This window comes from Streptomyces sp. NPDC007917, from assembly GCF_042959105.1.
Taxonomy (GTDB): Bacteria; Actinomycetota; Actinomycetes; order Streptomycetales; family Streptomycetaceae; genus Streptomyces.
Genome location: NZ_JBIBKK010000023.1, coordinates 1 through 17,431, shown reverse-complemented (window position 1 = coordinate 17,431; position 17,431 = coordinate 1). Strand labels below are relative to the sequence as shown.

The following is a 17,431-nucleotide window of genomic DNA, read 5'->3' as shown; positions in this document are numbered from 1 at the left end:
GGCCTCCTTCGCGTATCTTTTCGCACAGACCGCCCACACGATAAGGACCCTGGATGGACACGGCCGCCGCACTCCCGCCCGGCACCACCGCCGAGGGGGCGAGCGACGCCACCTTGGACCGTGCCCGGCCGGACGGCACCCAGGCAGCCCGGCTGCGCCACCCCCGGCTGGACCCGTACTGGCTGGCCGCGGGCTTCTTCGTGGCCTTCGCGGCCATCTCGATCACCCGCTTCCGGCGGATGGCCACCATGTCCTGGGACCTGGGCATCTTCGAGCAGGCGATACGCTCCTACGCCCATTTCCAGACCCCCGTCGCCGATCTCAAGGGCCCCGGCTTCAACATCCTCGGCGACCACTTCAGCCCGGTCACCGCCCTGCTCGCCCCGTTCTACCGGGTCTTCCCCACCCCCGTCACCCTCCTCGTCGCCCAGGCCGCCCTCTTCGCCGTCTCCACCATTCCCGTCACACGCGTCGCGGCCCATCTGCTGGGGCGGGGACGGGGGCTGGCGATCGGCGTCGCGTACGGGCTGTCCTGGGGCGTCCAGCGGGCCGTCGACTTCGACTTCCACGAGATCGCCTTCGCCATGCCGCTGCTCGCCTTCTCCCTGGAGGCGGTGGTGCGCGGACGCTGGACGGCGGCGATGGTGTGGGCCGTCCCGCTCGTCTTCGTCAAGGAGGACATGGGGGTCACGGTGGCCGCGATCGGCGCCGTGATCCTGGTCCGCACCTGGCGGGAGCGCCCGCCGCGGATCGTCCCGCTCGCGGTCGGCCTCATCGGCTTCGGCGTGCTGGCCTCCGCCCTCGCGCTCGGCGTGATCATCCCGAGCTTCAACGGCTCAGGCTCGTACGACTACTGGGACAAGGTCGGCAGCGGCGGCGAGCAGACCGGGACCATACCCCTGGAGACCGCGGTGCGCACCCTGCTGTGGGTGCTGCTGCCCACCAGCGGCCTGCTCGCGCTGCGCTCCCCGCTGCTGCTGGCCGCCGTGCCCACCCTCGGCTGGCGCTTCGTCTCCCACGACGACCACTACTGGGGCACGGACTGGCACTACAGCGCGGTGCTGATGCCGATCGTCGCGCTCGCCCTCGTCGACGCCGTCCACCGCACCCGCGACAGCCACCGCCCCTGGCTGGCCTCCTACGCCCGGCAGCTGCCCGGCATGGCCGCCGGCGCGGCGCTGGCGCTGACCGCCTCCCTGCCCCTGGAGAACCTCACCGACCCGGACTTCTACCACAAGCCGAAGGAGGTCACCGAGGTCGAGCGGCTGCTGGACCGCATCCCGGACGGGGCGTCGGTCGAGGCCAACGTGGGGCCGATAAGCCGGCTCACCAGCCGCTGCCGGGTGCTGTGGGTCGGCGGTACGCAGGGGGTCGTGCCGGACTACATAGCCCTGCAGGAGCCGGAGCGCACGCCCGATGACCTCATCGCGTACGCCAAGCAGCTGCACCCGAACGCCCGGTACGCGTACCTCGGCTCCAGCGGCGGTTACTTCGTGCTCAAGCGGGCCGACGCGGCCTGACCCCGGTCGCCTTTCACGCGCTCATCGGCTTCGGGGCGATCAGGGCGAACGGCGCCCCCTGCGAGTCCTGGACCACGGCCATCCGGCCCGCCACCATGTCAAAGGGCTCCCGGCACACCGTCCCGCCCGCCTCGGCCACCTTCGCCGCCGTCTCGTCGGTGTCCGCGACCGCGAAGTAGACCAGCCAGTGCGAGGGCGCCTCGGGCGGGGCGCCTGCGTCCAGCGGCCGCATCCCGCCCACCGGACGTCCCTTCACGGACAGCGAGAAGTAGTCCCCGGCGCCCTCCATCGGGGCGCTCTCGAACCCCAGCGCCGCCTCGTAGAAGGCGGCCGCCGCCTCGGGGTCGGTGGTGTTGAGCTCGTTCCAGATCAGCGCGCCCGGCTCGTTGACGACGCCAGCGCCGGGGAACTCCCGCGGCTCCCAGACGCCGAAGACGGCCCCGGTCGGATCGGCGGTCACCAGCATCCGCCCCAGGTTCATCACCTCGACGACCGGGGTGAACGCGGTGCCGCCGTTGCGGGTGATCGCCTGAAGCGAGGCATCGGCGTCGGCGGAGGCGAAGTACGTGGTCCACACGGGCGGCGGCGCGGGCTGGTCGCCCATCGCCTCGGCCGACATGATGCCGGCCACCGGCTTGCCCTTGAGGGTGCACAGCGCGTATCCGCCGGTCTCGGGCGGGCCGGGGCGGCCCTCCCAGCCGAAGACCTCGGCGTAGAAGGCGAGGGCGGCCGCCTGGTCGGGGGCCACCGCATCGATCCAGCAGGGAGTACCGGGCTGGTACGGCTCGGTGACTTCGGGCATCGGCGCCTCCGGGTCGGTCCCCGGCCGTCGCGGCGGCCGGACGCAACACCCCCTCGGCCCATTGTCCCGTGGTGCGGCCGGGCCGCCACTCGGCGCGGCACCACACGCCTCTCACCTCATCGATACCGGCCGCGCACCAACTTGAGAAACGACCGTCACAAGCGTGCGGCAGGATGCCCGGCATGATCGACTCCCAGGGACGGCAGCCCTACCCGCACCCGTACGCCCATCCCCCGCAGCCACAGCCACAGCCACAGCCGCCCGCCGTCCCCGAGGCCATCGGCGATTTCCGGCGGTGGTTCTCGGCGACCGTGGACGGCCTGGTCGCACTCTTCGGCGGCACGGCCATCGCCGTACGGCTGATTCCCGCCCTCGGTGGGCCGGAGCCGTTCTGGGGCACCATCCTGGCCGGGGTGTTCGGGCTGTCCTTCCTCCACCATGTGCTGGGGCCCTGGATCTTCCGGACGACGATCGGCAAGTTCCTGTTCTTCGCCCGGGTGGTGCGCGACGCGGACGGCGGGCGGCCGCGTTTCTGGCAGGCCGTCCGGCGCTGGGCCTACGGGTTGACCTGGCTTCCGATGCAGCCGCTGCTGAGCCTGTTCGGAGACGACGGCGACCCGTACGAGGATGCCTGCGGGCTGCGCTACGTACGCGCCAAGGACCTGCGGCGCTGACGGCCCCACCGGCATCGCCACACGCTGCTGCCGGCCAAAGCCGACGGGCGGCGGCCGGCCCGAAGAAGGCCGACCGCCGCCCGGGGCGGGAGTCCTGAGGGTGCGTCAGGCGCCGGTGGCGCTGCCCGCGATCCACTCGCTCCAGCTCATGTTCCACCCGTTCAGGCCGTTGTCCGGCGAGACGGTCTTGTCCTTCGAGTTCTTCACGATGACGACGTCACCGATCTGCGACTCGTTGTAGAACCAGGCGCCGTCGGTGTTCGGGTCGCCCGCGCCCTTGGTGTCCGACAGGCCGACACAGCCGTGGCTGGTGTTGACCGCGCCGAAGATGGACTTGGCGCCCCAGTAGTTGCCGTGGATGAAGGTGCCCGAGGTGGTCAGGCGCATGGCGTGCGGCACGTCCTTGATGTCGTACTCGCCCTTGCCGTCGCTGTCCGTGAAGCCGACCGTCGCCCCGTTCATCCGGGTCTCCTTGAACTTCTCGGAGATCACCATCTGACCGTTGTACGTCGTGTTCTGCGGGCTGCCGGCCGAGATCTTGATGGTCTTGAACAGCTTGCCGTCGCGCACGACCTTCATGGTCTTGGCCTCGGCGTCGACCGTGGAGACCTGGGAGCGGCCGATCTTGAAGGTGACCGTCTTCTCCTGGACGCCCTTCACCCCCGGCGAGCCCTCGACGCCGTCGAGGTCCAGCTTCAGGGTGACGGTCGAGTTGGCCTTCCAGTAGTCCTTCGGCCGGAAGTCCAGGCGCTGGGTGCCGAACCAGTGGCCGACCACCTGCTGACCGCTGCTGGAGGAGACGGTGATGTGCGACTGGACGGCCTTCTTGTCGCTGATCGCCTTGTCGAAGTTGATCGACACGGGCATGCCGACACCGACCGTCGAACCGCTCTCCGGCGTGAAGTTGCCGATGAAGCTGTTGGCCGGCGAGACGGTGGTGAAGGAGGAGTTCTCCGTCGCCTTGCGGCCCTTGGAGTCCTCGGCCGTCGCAGTGATCTTGTACTGGGTGGACCGCTCCAGCTGTCCGCTCGGCTTCCAGGACTTCCTGTCGGACGATATGGAGCCGGGGACCTTGGCACCGGTCGCGGCGGCGGTCATGGTCACGTCCTTGAGCGTGCCGCCGGAGACGGTGACCTTCGTGTCGCTGTTGATGCCCGCGTTGGTCACTCCGGCCTTGGGCGTGATCTTGATGTGGGCTTCCGACGCGTCCTTGGCGGCCGCCTCGTCCACTTGCGACTGGGACTTGTCGCCCCCGGCGTTGTTCTTGTTGCCGTCGCTGCCGCCGTCGTCGCCCCCACCACACGCCGCGAGGGTCAGTACTCCACTGAGCACGGCGGCCGCGGCCACCAGCCCCCTACGGCGCTTGCCGTCCGTCATCACACGCTTCTCCATTGATCTGGACCCCAGAAACCCCGGACCTATCCGACAAGAACGCCTGTACCTTTTGGCCGGTTCCACGCACAGTAAAACTGTGCGGAAGGCCACTTAGCAAAGACGCCGGTCAAGCCCATGGCCCGACCGGGGTACCCAGCACCCGTGCGGCGCAGTCGTCCCTTCCCCTCTTATCCTCCAGGACGCCGATCCCTCGAACTCCGTTCCACTCCGGCGCGTCGAGGTCGCGGATCGATCAAGATCCCTGGGGAGAAAAACATACAAAGCGGCACAAAGCATGACGTCTCAGGACTGCCCATACGACGGAGGGTATGCCTCCGGGCGGTCTCGCTTCCGTGCGACCCGCAGTTGTCACTACGATCGGACGCACGGGGCCAATTGACCGCAGCCTCAAGGAGGATGCCGTTGTCCGCACGCCGACCGCTGCTGACCGCCGCCGCCGCGGGCTCGCTGCTGTGCGCCCTGTGGTTCGTCCCGTCCGCGAACGCCACCGTCGAGCGGGACGGCCAGGCCCCCGCCGGGCAGACGAGGACCCAGCCCGCCTCCGGCGAGAACCTCGCCGACACCGGCAGCGTGGACGTCACCCCCTACCTGGTCGGCGGCACCGCCTTCCTGGGGCTCGGGGTCGCCATGGTGACCGCCTCCGTACGCCGCCGGCCTTCTTTTTAGGCTCCGCTCTCCCCCAGCTGCCGCTGGGAGGTGCCCCGGCCGGAGGCGAGGCCCCCGCCCTCAGGCCAGCGGGCCGGTCACCTGCTCCACCGTCTCCGCCAGCCGCCCCGACCGTACGAACGCGTCCGCGGCCGCCAGGTCCGGCGCCAGATAGCGGTCCTCCCCCGGGCCCTCGACGCCCGCCCGGCGCACCGCCGCCAGCACCGCCCGGCTCGCGGGGGCCGGGACAAGCCCCTCCCGCAGCTCGATCGCGCGGGTGGCCGCGACCAGTTCGACCGCGAGCACGCGGGTCAGGTTGTCCACCGCCGTCCGCAGCTTGCGCGCCGCCGACCAGCCCATCGAGACATGGTCCTCCTGCATCGCCGAGGACGGGATGGAGTCGACGGAGGCGGGTACCGCCAGCCGCTTGAGCTCGCTCACCAGCGCCGCCTGGGTGTACTGCGCGATCATCAGCCCCGAGTCCACGCCCGCGTCGCCCGCCAGGAACGGCGGCAGGCCGTGCGAGCGGTTCTTGTCCAGCAGCCGGTCGGTGCGGCGCTCGGCGATCGAGGCGAGGTCGGCCACGGCGACGGCGAGGAAGTCCAGGACGTAGGCGACGGGCGCCCCGTGGAAGTTGCCGTTGGACTCCACCCGGCCGTCCGGCAGCACCACCGGGTTGTCCACGGCGGAGGCCAGCTCGCGGTCGGCGACCAGCCGGGCGTGCGCGAGCGTGTCCCGGCCGGCGCCGGCGACCTGGGGCGCGCAGCGGACCGAGTAGGCGTCCTGGACCCGCGGCGCGTCGTCCTGGTGGTGTCCGGTGAGGCCGGACCCGGCCAGCACCCGCAGCATGTTGTCCGCGCTCGCCGCCTGGCCCGGGTGCGGCCGGATGGCGTGCAGCTCGGGCGCGAGCACCCGGTCGGTGCCCAGCAGCCCCTCCAGCGACAGCGCGGCCGTCACATCGGCGACGGTGAACAGCCGGCCCAGGTCCTCGCAGGCCATGATCAGCATGCCCAGCATTCCGTCCGTGCCGTTGAGCAGCGCGAGCCCTTCCTTCTCGCGCAGCTCGACCGGCTCTATGCCGTGCTCGGCCAGCAGCTCAGCGGCCGGGCGCAGCACCCCGTCAGGACCCTCGGCCTCGCCCTCGCCCATCAGCGTCAGCGCGCAGTGCGACAGCGGCGCGAGGTCGCCGGAGCACCCCAGTGAGCCGTACTCGTGCACCACGGGGGTGATCCCCGCGTTGAGGACGGCGGCCATGGTCCTTACGACCACCGGGCGCACGCCGGTGCGGCCCGAGGCGAGCGTCTTCAGTCGCAGGAACATCAGCGCGCGCACCACCTCGCGCTCGACCCGCGGCCCCATGCCGGCGGCGTGTGAGCGCACGATGTTGCGCTGGAGCCGGCCGCGCAGCTCGGGGCTGATGTGGCGGACGGCGAGGGCGCCGAAGCCGGTGGAGACGCCGTAGACGGGTTCGGGCTTGGCCGCGAGGTCGTCGATGACCCGGCGCGCGGCGGCGACGGCGGCCAGGGCCTCCTCGGAGAGCTCGACCCGCGCGCCGTCGCGCGCGACGGCGATCACATCGGCGGCGGTCGTCCCGGAGGTGCCCAGCACCACAGAATGCATATCCATATTCAGGCACCCTAGATAGTGAATCTCCGTCTGTCACCCGCCCCTGGTCCGCTGCGGGGCTGGTCTGTCACCCGCCCCTGGCCCGCCCCAGGGGCTCTCGCCCGGACAGGGCCTAGATGCGGCCCCTGAAGCGACGGCGCTCGGGCCCCCGGGCCGAGGTGTCGGCCAGCCGCACCACCGGGTCCTGCGGGCCGCCCTCCCGCCCGGCGACCACCGGCTTCGCCGAGCGAGCGGCCTTCGCCCGGTACTGGGCGGCGTCCGCCAGCCGGAACAGCCGGCGGGCGGTGCGTACGGGGCCGATCGGATCGCCGGTCGAGGCGACCCCGCACGCGACCCCCTCGCCCAGCTCCAGCTCGGCGGCCCGGCGGCACAGCTCATCGGCCACCCGCACCACCTCGTCCGCCGAGGGGCCGACCTCCACCAGACAGAACTCATCGCCCCCCAGCCGGGCCGCCAGGGCCCCCGGGAGCATGGCTCCGCACAGCGAGAGCACCGAGCCGAATCGTTCCAGCAGCCGGTCGCCCACCGCATGGCCCAGCGCGTCGTTGACCTGCTTGAGCCCGTTGAGGTCGCACATCACCAGGCTCACCACCACCCCGTCCCGGCGGTGCTCCTCCAGCGCCTCGTCCAGCCGTATGTCCACCGCACGGCGGTTGCCGAGCCCGGTCAGCGGATCGGTGAAGGCCAGCCGGCGGGCCTCCTCCAGCCGCTCGGTCTGCGCGATCCCGGCGGCGGTCACCGCGGCCAGGACCGTCGCGAAGTCCGCGTCGGCCCGGCCGAAGACCGGCTCCCCGGCCCGCCGCGCCACATACAGCTCGCCCCACGCCCGCCCGTGCAGCACGATCGGCGCGACCACACAGCTGCCCCGCCCGCGCCGCCGCAGCGCCGCCACCCGGCCGGGGCTGACGCCGCGCGGCGCACCCGCCGCCGCGTCCGTGTGCACGCCCCCCGGGCCGCCGCCGTCCGCCCCGGCGGCCACCTCCACCCAGGCGTGCGGCTCCCCGCCCCGCGCCCACTGCTCATGCAGAAACTCGGTGATCTCGGGGAACTCATGCACCGGATAGAACTCGCGTTCGGGGAACTCCTCCTCCCCCGGGGCCAGCTCCCCGCTGTTGACCAGCACCCGCAGCCGCCCCAGCTCCCGCTCCCACACCGAGACCGCCGCGAAGCTCCCGCCCAGCGCGCGGCACGCGGCCCGCGCCGCGGACCGCACCGCCTCACGCGGGGTGTGCGCGGCCGCCATCGACTGCGCCAGTCCCACCACGGCCTTCAGCCGCGCATCACCCTCGCCCGTCACCACGCCTCGCATTCCCCTGCCGCGCACACCGCACAGTCCAGCGTAGGAATGTTCGGCGAATTCCGCCTTGTCCCGTCCCGGGTTATTCGCCGGGCCAGTTCGGTGTGCGCTTCTCGTTGAAGGCCGCGACGCCCTCCGCCCGGTCCCCGGAGAAGGCCACCGACCGCCACGCCGCGTCCTCGACCTCGAGCCCTGCCCGCAGATCCAGCCCGTAACCGACCCGCAGGGCCCGCTTGGCCGCCCGCAGCCCGACCGGTGAGTTCGCGGCGATCCGCCGGGCCAGCTCCAGCGCCTCGGTACGGTCCTCCCCGTCCGCCACCAGCCGGTCGACCAGGCCCAGCTCGCGGGCCTCGGCGGCAGCCACCCGCCGCGCCGTGAAGATCAGCTCGGCGGCGCGCGCGGCCCCCACCCGGCGGGGCAGCAGCTGGGTGCCGCCCCCGCCCGGGATCACCCCGACCGAGACCTCGGGCAGCCCGACCACCGCCGTGCCGTCCGCGACGATCAGATCGCAGGACAGGGCCAGCTCGAAGCCGCCCCCCAGCGCATAGCCGTGCACCGCGGCCACCGTCGGCACCGGCAGCTCCAGCACCCCGGTGTAGGCGGCGCGCGCCAGCGGGCGCTGCCGCCCCAGCTCGGCGTCGCTCAGGGAGTTCCGCTCCTTGAGGTCCGCGCCGACGCAGAACGCCCGCTCGTGCGTGGAGGACAGCACCACGGCCCGTACGGACCCGTCCTCGGCCAGCGCGGCGCACGCCTGGGCGATGCTCCGCGCCATCCCCGTGGAGACGGCGTTCATGGCCTTCGGCCGGTCCAGCACCAGTTCGGCCACGGAGCCTTCCCGCCGGACCGCGACCCACTCGCCGTAGCGCTGCTCACCCACACGACCCTCCCGGTTAACGACCGTGAACACCTCGGGACGGATCATCGCAGCCCGCGCCGCCCCCGGCCAGTGGGCACCGGGGGCGACGGAACTCCGGCCGGACACTGATCAGGCACCGATCAGACGCTGATCAGCCGCCGGTCACTTGCGCGAGCGCCGCCACCTGGCCAGGAAGCCCAGCACGCCGGTCGGCTTCGGCTTGGCAGCCTCCGCGTCCGCCGGTGCGCCGCCGGGCTCCGCCACGGCCCCCTCCGCTCCCGGCACGGCCGGCAGGCCCGTCGGGGCGGGCGGGACCTCCGGGGCCACCGGAGCCTGCGGGGCAGGTACCGGCGGGGCCGACGGGACCTGCGGAGCCGGAGCCGGAGCCGCGGGCCCGGCGTCCCACTCCGCGGGCTTGGGCAGCTCGCCGACAGGGGCGAACCGCACCGGGAGCGCGGTCAGCCCGCGCTGGTACAGCCCCGGGCGCCACTCCAGCTTCTCGGCGGCGACGGCGAGTTCGATGTCCGGGAGCCGGTCCAGCAGCTTCTCGATGGCCGCGGTCGCGATCAGCCGCCCCTGGTTGCGGCCGGAGCAGGTGTGCTGCCCTGCGCTGAAGGCCAGGTGGGCCCGGTTTCCCTGCTTGTGCTGGGAGGAGTCGAGCGCGTCCTGGTTGCCCCCCGCGTAGCTGATCACCACGGGCTCACCCGCGCGCAGCCGGGTCCCGCTGATCGTGACGTCCCGCAGCGGCCAGTGCACCCCCAGATTGGCCAGCGGCGGGTCGGTCCACAACACCTCGTCCAAGGCGTCCTCGACGAGCATGCCCCCGCCCGCGAGGTCCCCCGCGAAGCGCTCGTCGATCAGCAGCACCCGCAGGGCGTTGCTGATCAGACTGGCCACCGGTTCGACGCCCATGCCCATCAGCAGCAGCAGGTGTTCGACCAGTTCCTCAGTGTCCAGCCGCGCCGGGTGGGCGATCAGCCAGGAGGTGACGTCCGGCCCCGGCTCGGCCCGCTTGAGCTCGATCAGGTCCCGGAACGTCGCGTCGAGGTCCTGGGCCGCGGACATCGGGTCGCGACCGTCCAGCAGCCGCGCCATGGCCGCGAACAGCCGGTCCGCGATGTCCTTCGGGCAGCCGAACAGCTCGCCGACGGCCAGCATCGTGACCAGCTGGCAGTACTCGGGGATCAGATCGGCCTCGCCCGCCGCGGCGAACTGGTCGATCAGCGAGTCGGCTATGCGCTCCACATAGCCGCGCAGCGCCCCCAGGTCGATCCGGCTCATGCTGTCGTCGACGGCGCTGCGCAGCCGCCGGTGCGCCTCCCCGTCCACCCAGCCGGCCTGAGCCCGGGGCCTGAGCAGCTGCGCGGAGTGGGTGGCCTCGGGAACCCGGCCCTCGTTCATCGCCCGCCAGTTCCGCGGGTCCTTGGAGAACATCTCGGGGCGCCGCATGATCTCCAGAGCCGTCTCGTAGCCGACGCACAGCATGGCCGTGACGCCCGGGTCCAGCTCCACGGGCGCGAGCGGGCCGTGGGTCTCGCGCAGCCGCTTGTAGACGGCGTACGGGTCCTGGAAGAACTCGGGCGTGTAGAGCGGCTCGGGTCCGGTGCCGGTGCCGGTGCCGCCGGCGTGCGCCGGGCAGCCCGGCGGGGGAACGGCAGTCGGCTGGGCGACCGATTCGTAAGGCTGGCTCACAGTGCTCCTGGCTTCTGTCTTCGGTACAGGCCGACAGCGCGAGGGCATCGAGCGCAGGGCCCGCGGGGGATCGCCAAGATCCACTCCCATCGCGCGCAGGTAGGCTAGCGCGAGACGCCGGGGATGCACCCCGGGCTTCGGCGAAGAAGCACAGGAACTGCGCACAGAAGTACGTGGATCCTCAGTACGAAAGGCCTCGGCGCGCAGGGCCTTGCGCACAGGGCTCATCAGGCAAGGCCTCGGTACGCGAGGCCTTCGCGCGCAGGGGCCCTGGACCACAGGGCACGGGCCTCGGTACCCGAAAGCCCTCAGCCCCGCCGGGTCAGCAGCCAGGGCTCCACGACCCCCAGCCCACGCACCGGCCGCTGCCAGGTGGGCTGGAGCGCGAAGCGGTACGAAGGCGGCTCCTCGCCCTCCTTCTCCGCGGCGGCCGCCTCCTCGGCGGCCTGGGCCTCCGACACCGGGGCCGCCCGCAGCCGCCCCAGCTCCTCCGCGAACGCCCCGTCCACCAGCACCGCGTTCTTCGGGGCTATGGAGGTCAGCCGGCTGGCCAGGTTCACCGTCGTCCCGAAGACATCGCCCATCCTGGTCGTGACGGTCCCGAACGCCATGCCGACCCGCAGCTCGGGCATCGTCTCGTCGTGGGTCAGCGTCTCGATCAGCCGCAGCCCGATCTCGGCGGCGATGCTCGCGTCGTCCGCCGCGTACAGCACCTCGTCGCCCAGCGTCTTGATCAGCCGCCCGCCGTGCGCGGCCACCAGGTCGGCGGCCGTGGTCTCGAACGCCTCGACCAGTTCGCCGAGCTCCTCCTCCTCCAGCCGCCGGGTCAGCCGGGTGAAGCTCACCAGGTCCGCGAAGCCCACCGCCAGCCGCCGGTCGACCATCTCCGCGTCGTCCGCCGTCTGCACCACGCGGCCGGTCGCGGCCGCCAGCTGCCGCCGGTAGACGTAGACCAGGAACTCCTCCAGCTCCGGCAGCAACAGCTCCACCAGCGGGTAGGCGATCTCGGTCCGCGTCATCCCCGTCTCGTGCGGCTCGGTGAGCCCTTCCAGGAAGGAGTCGATCTGCCAGTCGGCCAGCCGCGCCGTGGTCTGGCCCGTGGACCGCGCCACCTGGATGGCCATGGGCTCGCTCAGCAGCCCCGCCTCCACCAGGCCGGCCAGCCGCCGCAGCGCCAGCACGTCCGCCTCGGTGAGCGCCTTGGCCTGGCCGATGTCGGCGAAGCCCATGGCCCGCCAGAAGCGGGTGGCCAGCTCCACGGACACCCCTGCGCTGCGGGCCGCCTGGAAGGGGGTGTACTGCCGCTCCGCCCCGAGGATCAGCTGCTCGAGCCGGAGCGAGAGGGGGTCGAGCTCGATCTCGCCGGCACCGGCCGCGGTGTCCTCGCCGGCCGCCGCACGCCCGTCGGCAGCCGCCCGCTCACTGGCACCTGCACGCTCACTGGCAGCCGCACGCCCGTCGGCAGCCGCTCGCTCGCCGACCGTCGCCTCGTCGCCGACCGCGTCCCGGGCCCCGGCCTCCGGAGCCGCGCCGGAATCCATGTCGTCGGCGGTCACCGGCGGCCCCCTGTCCGATCCCTGCGCACTGCCCTTCCGTTCCCTCTTCCGGTTCGGTTCCGGCCCACGGCCGCCCCGAACTGGGCGGACCGCCACAACGATACGTCAGGTGTGCCCTAGCTCACTCTCCCCTGCGAAGCTGGGAAAACTCTTTGCTCAGGGGCGCAAAAATTCTCGCGGATCTCTGCTCGCTCCCTGCCCGGGGGGCTATGACGCGAGCTATGACGCGGCGTGCAGATGCACGATGTCCCCGGCGGAGACCGGCTCCTGCACGCCCCCCTCCGTGGCGAGCACCAGCCGCCCGTCGCCGTCGACCGCGACCGCCTCGCCGACGCGCTCCCCGCCGCCGGGCAACTCGGCGCGCACCCTACGGCCCAGGGTGGCGCACCCGGCCGCGTACGTCTCCTGCAGCCCGCACGGCCCGGGGTCGCCCTCGAACCGGCGCCACTCCCCGTACCACTCCTCGATCGACCGCAGCACCGCGCGCAGCAGCGGGTCCCGGTCGGTGGAGACGGCGCCCGCGAGCGCCAGCGACCCGGCCGTGGGCACGGGCAGCTCATCGGCGCGCAGCGAGACGTTCAGCCCGATGCCGATGACCACCGCGTCGCCGGTCCGCTCGGCCAGGATCCCGCCGAACTTCCGCTCCTGGCCCCCGACCGTCACCAGCAGGTCGTTGGGCCACTTCAGCGCGGTGTCCACACCCGCCGTCCGGGACAGCGCCCCGGCGGCGGCGACCCCGGCGAGCAGCGGCAGCCATCCCCACCGCTCGGTGGGCACCCCGGCGGCGCCCGGGCGCAGCAGCACCGAGAAGAACAGCCCGGAGCGGGGCGGGGCGCTCCAGGCGCGGTCCAGCCGGCCGCGCCCGGCGGTCTGCTCCTCGGCGATGAGCACCGCGCCCTCCGGGGCCCCGGCGGCCGCCCGGGTGACCAGGTCGGTGTTGGTCGAGCCGGTCGCCTGCACCACGTCGAGCTCGGTCCACAGCCTGCCGGGCCGCACCAGCGCGCGCCGCAGCGCGGTGGCGACCAGCGGGGGACGTTCCAGGTCGGACCAGCGTCCGCCGGGGCCGCCCGGGGTGCCCGGGCTCCCCGGGGTGTCAGATGGCGTCATAAGGGCCAGCCTAGGGTCAGGAGGTGTGGCCAACGACGCAGTGCCCACATGCAGTCCCGCCGATACGCTACGAGCCGGTAGCCCAGCCGGCGCAAGCGCCCCTTTCCCGCCCGCCGACCCCCGTTTCAGGGCCTGATCCCCCAGGCCCCCGAGGACGAGCAGGAGCCGCAACCCGATGTCCGAGCCTGAGATCTCCCCCGAGATTCCCGATCGTCACACCACCGCGGGCAAGCTCGCGGATCTTCAGCGCCGCATCGACGAGGCCACGCACGCGGGCTCGGCGCGAGCGGTGGAGAAGCAGCACGCCAAGGGCAAGCTGACCGCGCGCGAGCGGATCGGTCTGCTCCTCGACGAGGGCTCGTTCACCGAACTCGACGAGTTCGCGCGGCACCGCTCGACCAACTTCGGCATCGAGAAGAACCGCCCGTACGGCGACGGCGTGGTCACCGGCTACGGCACGGTGGACGGCCGTCCGGTCTGCGTCTACTCCCAGGACTTCACGATCTTCGGCGGCTCGCTCGGCGAGGTCTACGGCGAGAAGATCGTCAAGGTCATGGACTTCGCCCTCAAGACCGGCTGCCCGATCATCGGCATCAACGACGGCGGGGGCGCCCGGATCCAGGAGGGCGTGGTCGCCCTCGGCCTGTTCGCCGAGATCTTCCGCCGAAACGTTCACGCCTCCGGCGTCATCCCGCAGATCAGCCTGATCGTCGGGCCGTGCGCGGGCGGGGCCGTCTACTCGCCCGCGATCACCGACTTCACGGTGATGGTCGACCAGACCTCGCACATGTTCATCACGGGACCGGACGTGATCAAGACGGTCACCGGCGAGGACGTGGGCTTCGAGGCCCTGGGCGGCGCCCGTACGCACAACACCACCTCCGGTGTGGCCCACTACATGGCGGCCGACGAGAAGGACGCCTTCGAGTACGTCAAGGCGCTGCTGTCCTACCTGCCGTCCAACAACCTCTCCGAGCCCCCGGCCTTCGCCGACGACGCCGACCTGGAGGTCAGCGACGAGGACCAGGAGCTGGACGTGCTGATCCCGGACTCGGCGAACCAGCCGTACGACATGCACAAGGCGATCGAGCACGTCCTGGACGACGGCGAGTTCCTGGAGACCCAGCCGCTGTTCGCGCCGAACATCATCACCGGCTTCGGGCGGGTCGAGGGCCACCCGGTGGGCATCGTCGCCAACCAGCCGCTGCAGTTCGCGGGCTGTCTGGACATCGACGCCTCGGAGAAGGCCGCCCGCTTCGTGCGCACCTGCGACGCCTTCAACGTGCCCGTGCTGACCTTCGTGGACGTGCCCGGCTTCCTGCCCGGGACCGACCAGGAGTACAACGGCATCATCCGGCGCGGCGCCAAGCTGATCTACGCCTACGCGGAGGCCACCGTCCCGCTGATCACGGTCATCACCCGCAAGGCCTTCGGCGGCGCGTACGACGTCATGGGCTCCAAGCACCTGGGCGCGGACCTCAACCTGGCCTGGCCGACCGCGCAGATCGCGGTCATGGGCGCCCAGGGAGCGGTCAACATCCTGCACCGGCGGACCATCGCGGCCGCCGAGGACCCCGAGGCGACCCGCGCCGAGCTGATCGCCGACTACGAGGACACGCTCCTCAACCCGTACATCGCCGCCGAGCGCGGCTACGTCGACGCGGTGATCATGCCGTCCGACACCCGCCGCCACATCGTCAAGGGCCTGCGCTCGCTGCGCAACAAGCGCGAGAGCCTGCCCCCGAAGAAGCACGGCAACATCCCGCTGTAAAGCGAACGCCCGGCTCAGGCAACATCCCCCGTCCACCTCCCGGAAGGGCTGTTTCCATGATCAAGATAGTACGGGGCAATCCGACCCCGGAGGAGTTGGCCGCCGCACTCGCGGTGGTCCAAGCACGCGCGGCGGCCGCCTCGGCCGCCGCGCAGGGCGAGGGCGCGCCACCGGAGTGGTCCGACCCGGCCCGCACCGTCCCCGCCCGCCGGGTGCCGCACCCGGGGCCGCGGGCGTGGCGCACGACGTACTGGCCGACCTGAGGCGAGCCCGCGGCCTCACCGAGTCATCGCTTTCGCGACGGGCACCTTTTTCGCGACAGCACCTTTTTCGCGAAGATGGTCCCTTCCGCCCGTGGCGCCTGAGTACGCGTACTCAGGCGCCACGGCATGGGGCGGCGCAGGATCGACCGCATGCTGTGGTCCGACCCGCCTGATGAGCCGCCCGACGAGCTGCGGCGGGCCCAGGACATGCTCCGCCGCGCGGGCACGGTGCTCGCCGTGGCGACCCTCACCCTGATGGTGCTGCTGAGCCTGCGGCCGTGAGCCGCGGCCGAGGCTGCCCGCGCCGGGTTCCGACCGGGGCCGGAGGCCGGGCGCCCCGCGCGCGGCGGAGCCGCACATCGATACCGCGGGCAGGGGCGGGGTGGAGGCACAGCCCGCCGCCTACGCTGGGCGCATGACTGACTCGCAGCGCACCCTCATCCTCGCCTCCGCCTCCCCCGCCCGCCGGGCCCTGCTGCACCAGGCCGGCCTGGCCTTCGAGGTGATCGTCAGCGGCGTGGACGAGGACGCGCTGAGCGCCGACACCCCCGCCGAGCTGGCGCGCATACTCGCCGAGGCCAAGGCGGGCGCCGTGGCCGCGCTTCCGCAGGCGGCCGGGGCGCTGGTCATCGGGTGCGACTCGGTCCTGGAGCTCGACGGCCAGGCGCTCGGCAAGCCCGCGGACGCCGAGGAGGCCACCGCCCGCTGGAAGTCCATGCGCGGCCGCTCCGGCGTGCTGCGGACCGGGCACTGCCTGATCGACACGGCGACCGGCCGCCGCACCTCCGACACCGCCTCCACGACGGTCCACTTCGGCGAGCCGACGGACGCCGAGATCGCGGCGTACGTCGCCAGCGGCGAACCCCTGCACGTGGCGGGCGCGTTCACGCTCGACGGCCGCTCCGCGCCCTTCGTCGACGGCATCGAGGGCGACGCGGCGAACGTCATCGGGCTGTCCCTGCCGCTGCTGCGCCGGCTCCTGGCCGAGCTGGGCGTGGGCATCACCGATCTGTGGGCCGACGCCGGGCAGTGACCCCAGGCCTTCAAGCGGCGCCCGGCCGGCGGCTCTCAGCCCCTCACGCCGGATCCGGATGCGGAGCGTCCCCGCCCGACGCGCCCCGGGCCCCCGTGGCGCCCGGGGCGGCGGCGTCGCCCTCGGGCGCGCCCGAGGGCTCGTCGTACGACAGCAGGCTCAGCACGATCAGACCGAGCATCACCATCATCAGCGCGAAGGCCGTCCAGCCGACCAGGCCGACGGCGAAGGCGCCCACCAGGCCGTGCACCACCGCGCAGGTGATGAGCAGAACGCGGCCCAGCCGCCCGGGGGCGCGGTCCCGTACGGCGGTGCGCAGCAGCACCAGGCCGCACAGCAGCAGGTAGAGGCCGAAGAGGCCGCCCGCGACCCACGTGCCGACGGACATCGCGTCCGTGTCGAGGCCCGCCAGGGACATCTGCTGCCGGTCGACCACCAGGCCGAGGACCCAGTTGAGCAGCGCTATCCCGGCCGCCTCCACGATCAGCATCACGGCCGTCACCACGGCCACGGGTCTGCGCGCCACCCCGCCCACCTCTTCCGCTGCGCCGGTTCGGGGCCGTCCCCCCGAGGAGGTTCGACATCGCGAACGCTACTAACGGGTAAGCCCCCCGACAAGGGGTCGTGAACGCACTTGTTCGACCGGAACGCCGCGGCAAAGTTTCCGTCCCCCGTTCGTAGGGTTTCCACAAAGAAACGTCCAGGACGGCCGCTTGGGTCACCGGAGATCCTGGCCACATCGAGAACCGCCGCGCGGCCCGAAAAACCGGGCGTACCGTGGAACGACGGGGGAGTCGGCTGCCTCTTGTCGGCAGGGTTCACGCTCCGTGTGGTCAAGCTCACGCCCGAGTTCTTCTCGGCGTGTGGTGTCGCCAGTACCTAAACTCGGCTTGTTTCAAGGAGGGAGCCATCGTGCGCAAGGTGCTCATCGCCAATCGTGGCGAAATCGCGGTCCGCGTTGCCCGTGCCTGTCGGGATGCCGGGATCGCGAGTGTTGCGGTCTACGCCGATCCGGACCGGGACGCGGTACACGTGCGCGCGGCCGACGAAGCGTACGCGCTGGGCGGTGACACCCCCGCCGCCAGCTACCTCGACCAGGCCAAGGTCCTGGCCGCCGCCGCCGAATCCGGCGCCGACGCCATCCACCCCGGCTACGGCTTCCTGTCCGAGAACGCCGAATTCGCCCAGGCCGTC

17 protein-coding genes are annotated in these 17,431 nt (G+C 72.5%); 8 read left to right on the top strand and 9 right to left on the bottom strand.

Annotated elements, in window-relative coordinates; genetic code table 11:
- The first annotated feature begins 53 nt into the window (after window positions 1-53).
- Window positions 54-1,520, top strand: coding sequence for a DUF2079 domain-containing protein (locus ACFZDL_RS34240; protein WP_353594411.1), 1,467 nt, complete (start codon window positions 54-56; stop codon window positions 1,518-1,520).
- A 13-nt stretch (window positions 1,521-1,533) separates the two neighbouring features.
- On the opposite strand, the gene ACFZDL_RS34235 is transcribed toward ACFZDL_RS34240, so the two are convergent.
- Window positions 1,534-2,322 (bottom strand): VOC family protein, encoded by a 789-nt coding sequence (locus ACFZDL_RS34235; protein WP_353594412.1) that lies wholly within the window; start codon window positions 2,320-2,322, stop codon window positions 1,534-1,536.
- A 182-nt stretch (window positions 2,323-2,504) separates the two neighbouring features.
- On the opposite strand from ACFZDL_RS34235, the gene ACFZDL_RS34230 reads away from it, so the two are divergent.
- Window positions 2,505-2,996 carry an RDD family protein gene (locus ACFZDL_RS34230; protein WP_353594413.1) on the top strand — a complete coding sequence of 164 codons (492 nt, stop codon included), beginning with the start codon at window positions 2,505-2,507 and terminating at the stop codon, window positions 2,994-2,996.
- A 105-nt stretch (window positions 2,997-3,101) separates the two neighbouring features.
- Here the strand turns inward: ACFZDL_RS34230 and ACFZDL_RS34225 are convergent, their stop codons facing one another.
- The gene (locus ACFZDL_RS34225) at window positions 3,102-4,388 is read right to left on the bottom strand and encodes an Ig-like domain-containing protein (RefSeq protein WP_353594414.1); all 1,287 of its coding nucleotides are present in this window, start codon (window positions 4,386-4,388) and stop codon (window positions 3,102-3,104) included.
- Window positions 4,389-4,787: 399 nt separating this feature from the next.
- On the opposite strand from ACFZDL_RS34225, the gene ACFZDL_RS34220 reads away from it, so the two are divergent.
- On the top strand, window positions 4,788-5,057 hold the full coding sequence (locus tag ACFZDL_RS34220) for a hypothetical protein (protein WP_353594415.1): 270 nt from the start codon (window positions 4,788-4,790) through the stop codon (window positions 5,055-5,057).
- Between the two features lie 60 nt (window positions 5,058-5,117).
- Here the strand turns inward: ACFZDL_RS34220 and hutH are convergent, their stop codons facing one another.
- From hutH to ACFZDL_RS34190, 6 genes are all read right to left on the bottom strand, one after another.
- Complete coding sequence (hutH, locus tag ACFZDL_RS34215; RefSeq protein ID WP_353594416.1) at window positions 5,118-6,662, bottom strand: histidine ammonia-lyase; 1,545 nt, start codon at window positions 6,660-6,662, stop codon at window positions 5,118-5,120.
- A gap of 112 nt (window positions 6,663-6,774) precedes the next feature.
- A complete protein-coding gene (locus ACFZDL_RS34210; RefSeq protein ID WP_353594428.1) occupies window positions 6,775-7,905 on the bottom strand; it encodes a GGDEF domain-containing protein in 1,131 nt (376 codons plus the stop codon).
- A 136-nt stretch (window positions 7,906-8,041) separates the two neighbouring features.
- Window positions 8,042-8,836, bottom strand: coding sequence for an enoyl-CoA hydratase-related protein (locus ACFZDL_RS34205; protein ID WP_353594417.1), 795 nt, complete (start codon window positions 8,834-8,836; stop codon window positions 8,042-8,044).
- 141 nt (window positions 8,837-8,977) lie between these two features.
- On the bottom strand, window positions 8,978-10,507 hold the full coding sequence (locus ACFZDL_RS34200) for a cytochrome P450 (protein WP_353594418.1): 1,530 nt from the start codon (window positions 10,505-10,507) through the stop codon (window positions 8,978-8,980).
- A gap of 308 nt (window positions 10,508-10,815) precedes the next feature.
- Window positions 10,816-12,063 (bottom strand): adenylate/guanylate cyclase domain-containing protein, encoded by a 1,248-nt coding sequence (locus ACFZDL_RS34195; protein WP_353594419.1) that lies wholly within the window; start codon window positions 12,061-12,063, stop codon window positions 10,816-10,818.
- Window positions 12,064-12,282: 219 nt separating this feature from the next.
- Window positions 12,283-13,170, bottom strand: a complete 888-nt coding sequence (locus ACFZDL_RS34190) for a biotin--[acetyl-CoA-carboxylase] ligase (RefSeq protein WP_353594421.1) — start codon at window positions 13,168-13,170, stop codon at window positions 12,283-12,285.
- Window positions 13,171-13,345: 175 nt separating this feature from the next.
- Here ACFZDL_RS34190 and ACFZDL_RS34185 point away from each other — a divergent pair, with 175 nt between their 5' ends.
- The 4 genes from ACFZDL_RS34185 (at window position 13,346) to ACFZDL_RS34170 (ending at window position 16,237) form a co-directional block, all read left to right on the top strand.
- Window positions 13,346-14,941: an acyl-CoA carboxylase subunit beta gene (locus ACFZDL_RS34185; RefSeq protein ID WP_353594422.1), complete on the top strand. Its 1,596-nt coding sequence runs from the start codon at window positions 13,346-13,348 to the stop codon at window positions 14,939-14,941.
- A 56-nt stretch (window positions 14,942-14,997) separates the two neighbouring features.
- Window positions 14,998-15,204, top strand: coding sequence for an acyl-CoA carboxylase epsilon subunit (locus tag ACFZDL_RS34180; protein ID WP_353594423.1), 207 nt, complete (start codon window positions 14,998-15,000; stop codon window positions 15,202-15,204).
- Window positions 15,205-15,354: 150 nt separating this feature from the next.
- Window positions 15,355-15,486, top strand: a complete 132-nt coding sequence (gene mmpB, locus ACFZDL_RS34175; RefSeq protein WP_353597332.1) for a morphogenic membrane protein MmpB — start codon at window positions 15,355-15,357, stop codon at window positions 15,484-15,486.
- Between the two features lie 133 nt (window positions 15,487-15,619).
- Window positions 15,620-16,237 carry a nucleoside triphosphate pyrophosphatase gene (locus tag ACFZDL_RS34170; RefSeq protein WP_353597331.1) on the top strand — a complete coding sequence of 206 codons (618 nt, stop codon included), beginning with the start codon at window positions 15,620-15,622 and terminating at the stop codon, window positions 16,235-16,237.
- 43 nt (window positions 16,238-16,280) lie between these two features.
- Here the strand turns inward: ACFZDL_RS34170 and ACFZDL_RS34165 are convergent, their stop codons facing one another.
- Window positions 16,281-16,763 (bottom strand): hypothetical protein, encoded by a 483-nt coding sequence (locus ACFZDL_RS34165; protein ID WP_353597330.1) that lies wholly within the window; start codon window positions 16,761-16,763, stop codon window positions 16,281-16,283.
- Window positions 16,764-17,149: 386 nt separating this feature from the next.
- On the opposite strand from ACFZDL_RS34165, the gene ACFZDL_RS34160 reads away from it, so the two are divergent.
- Window positions 17,150-17,431: biotin carboxylase N-terminal domain-containing protein (locus ACFZDL_RS34160; protein ID WP_391193264.1), on the top strand; the 282-nt coding region annotated here is incomplete at its 3' end.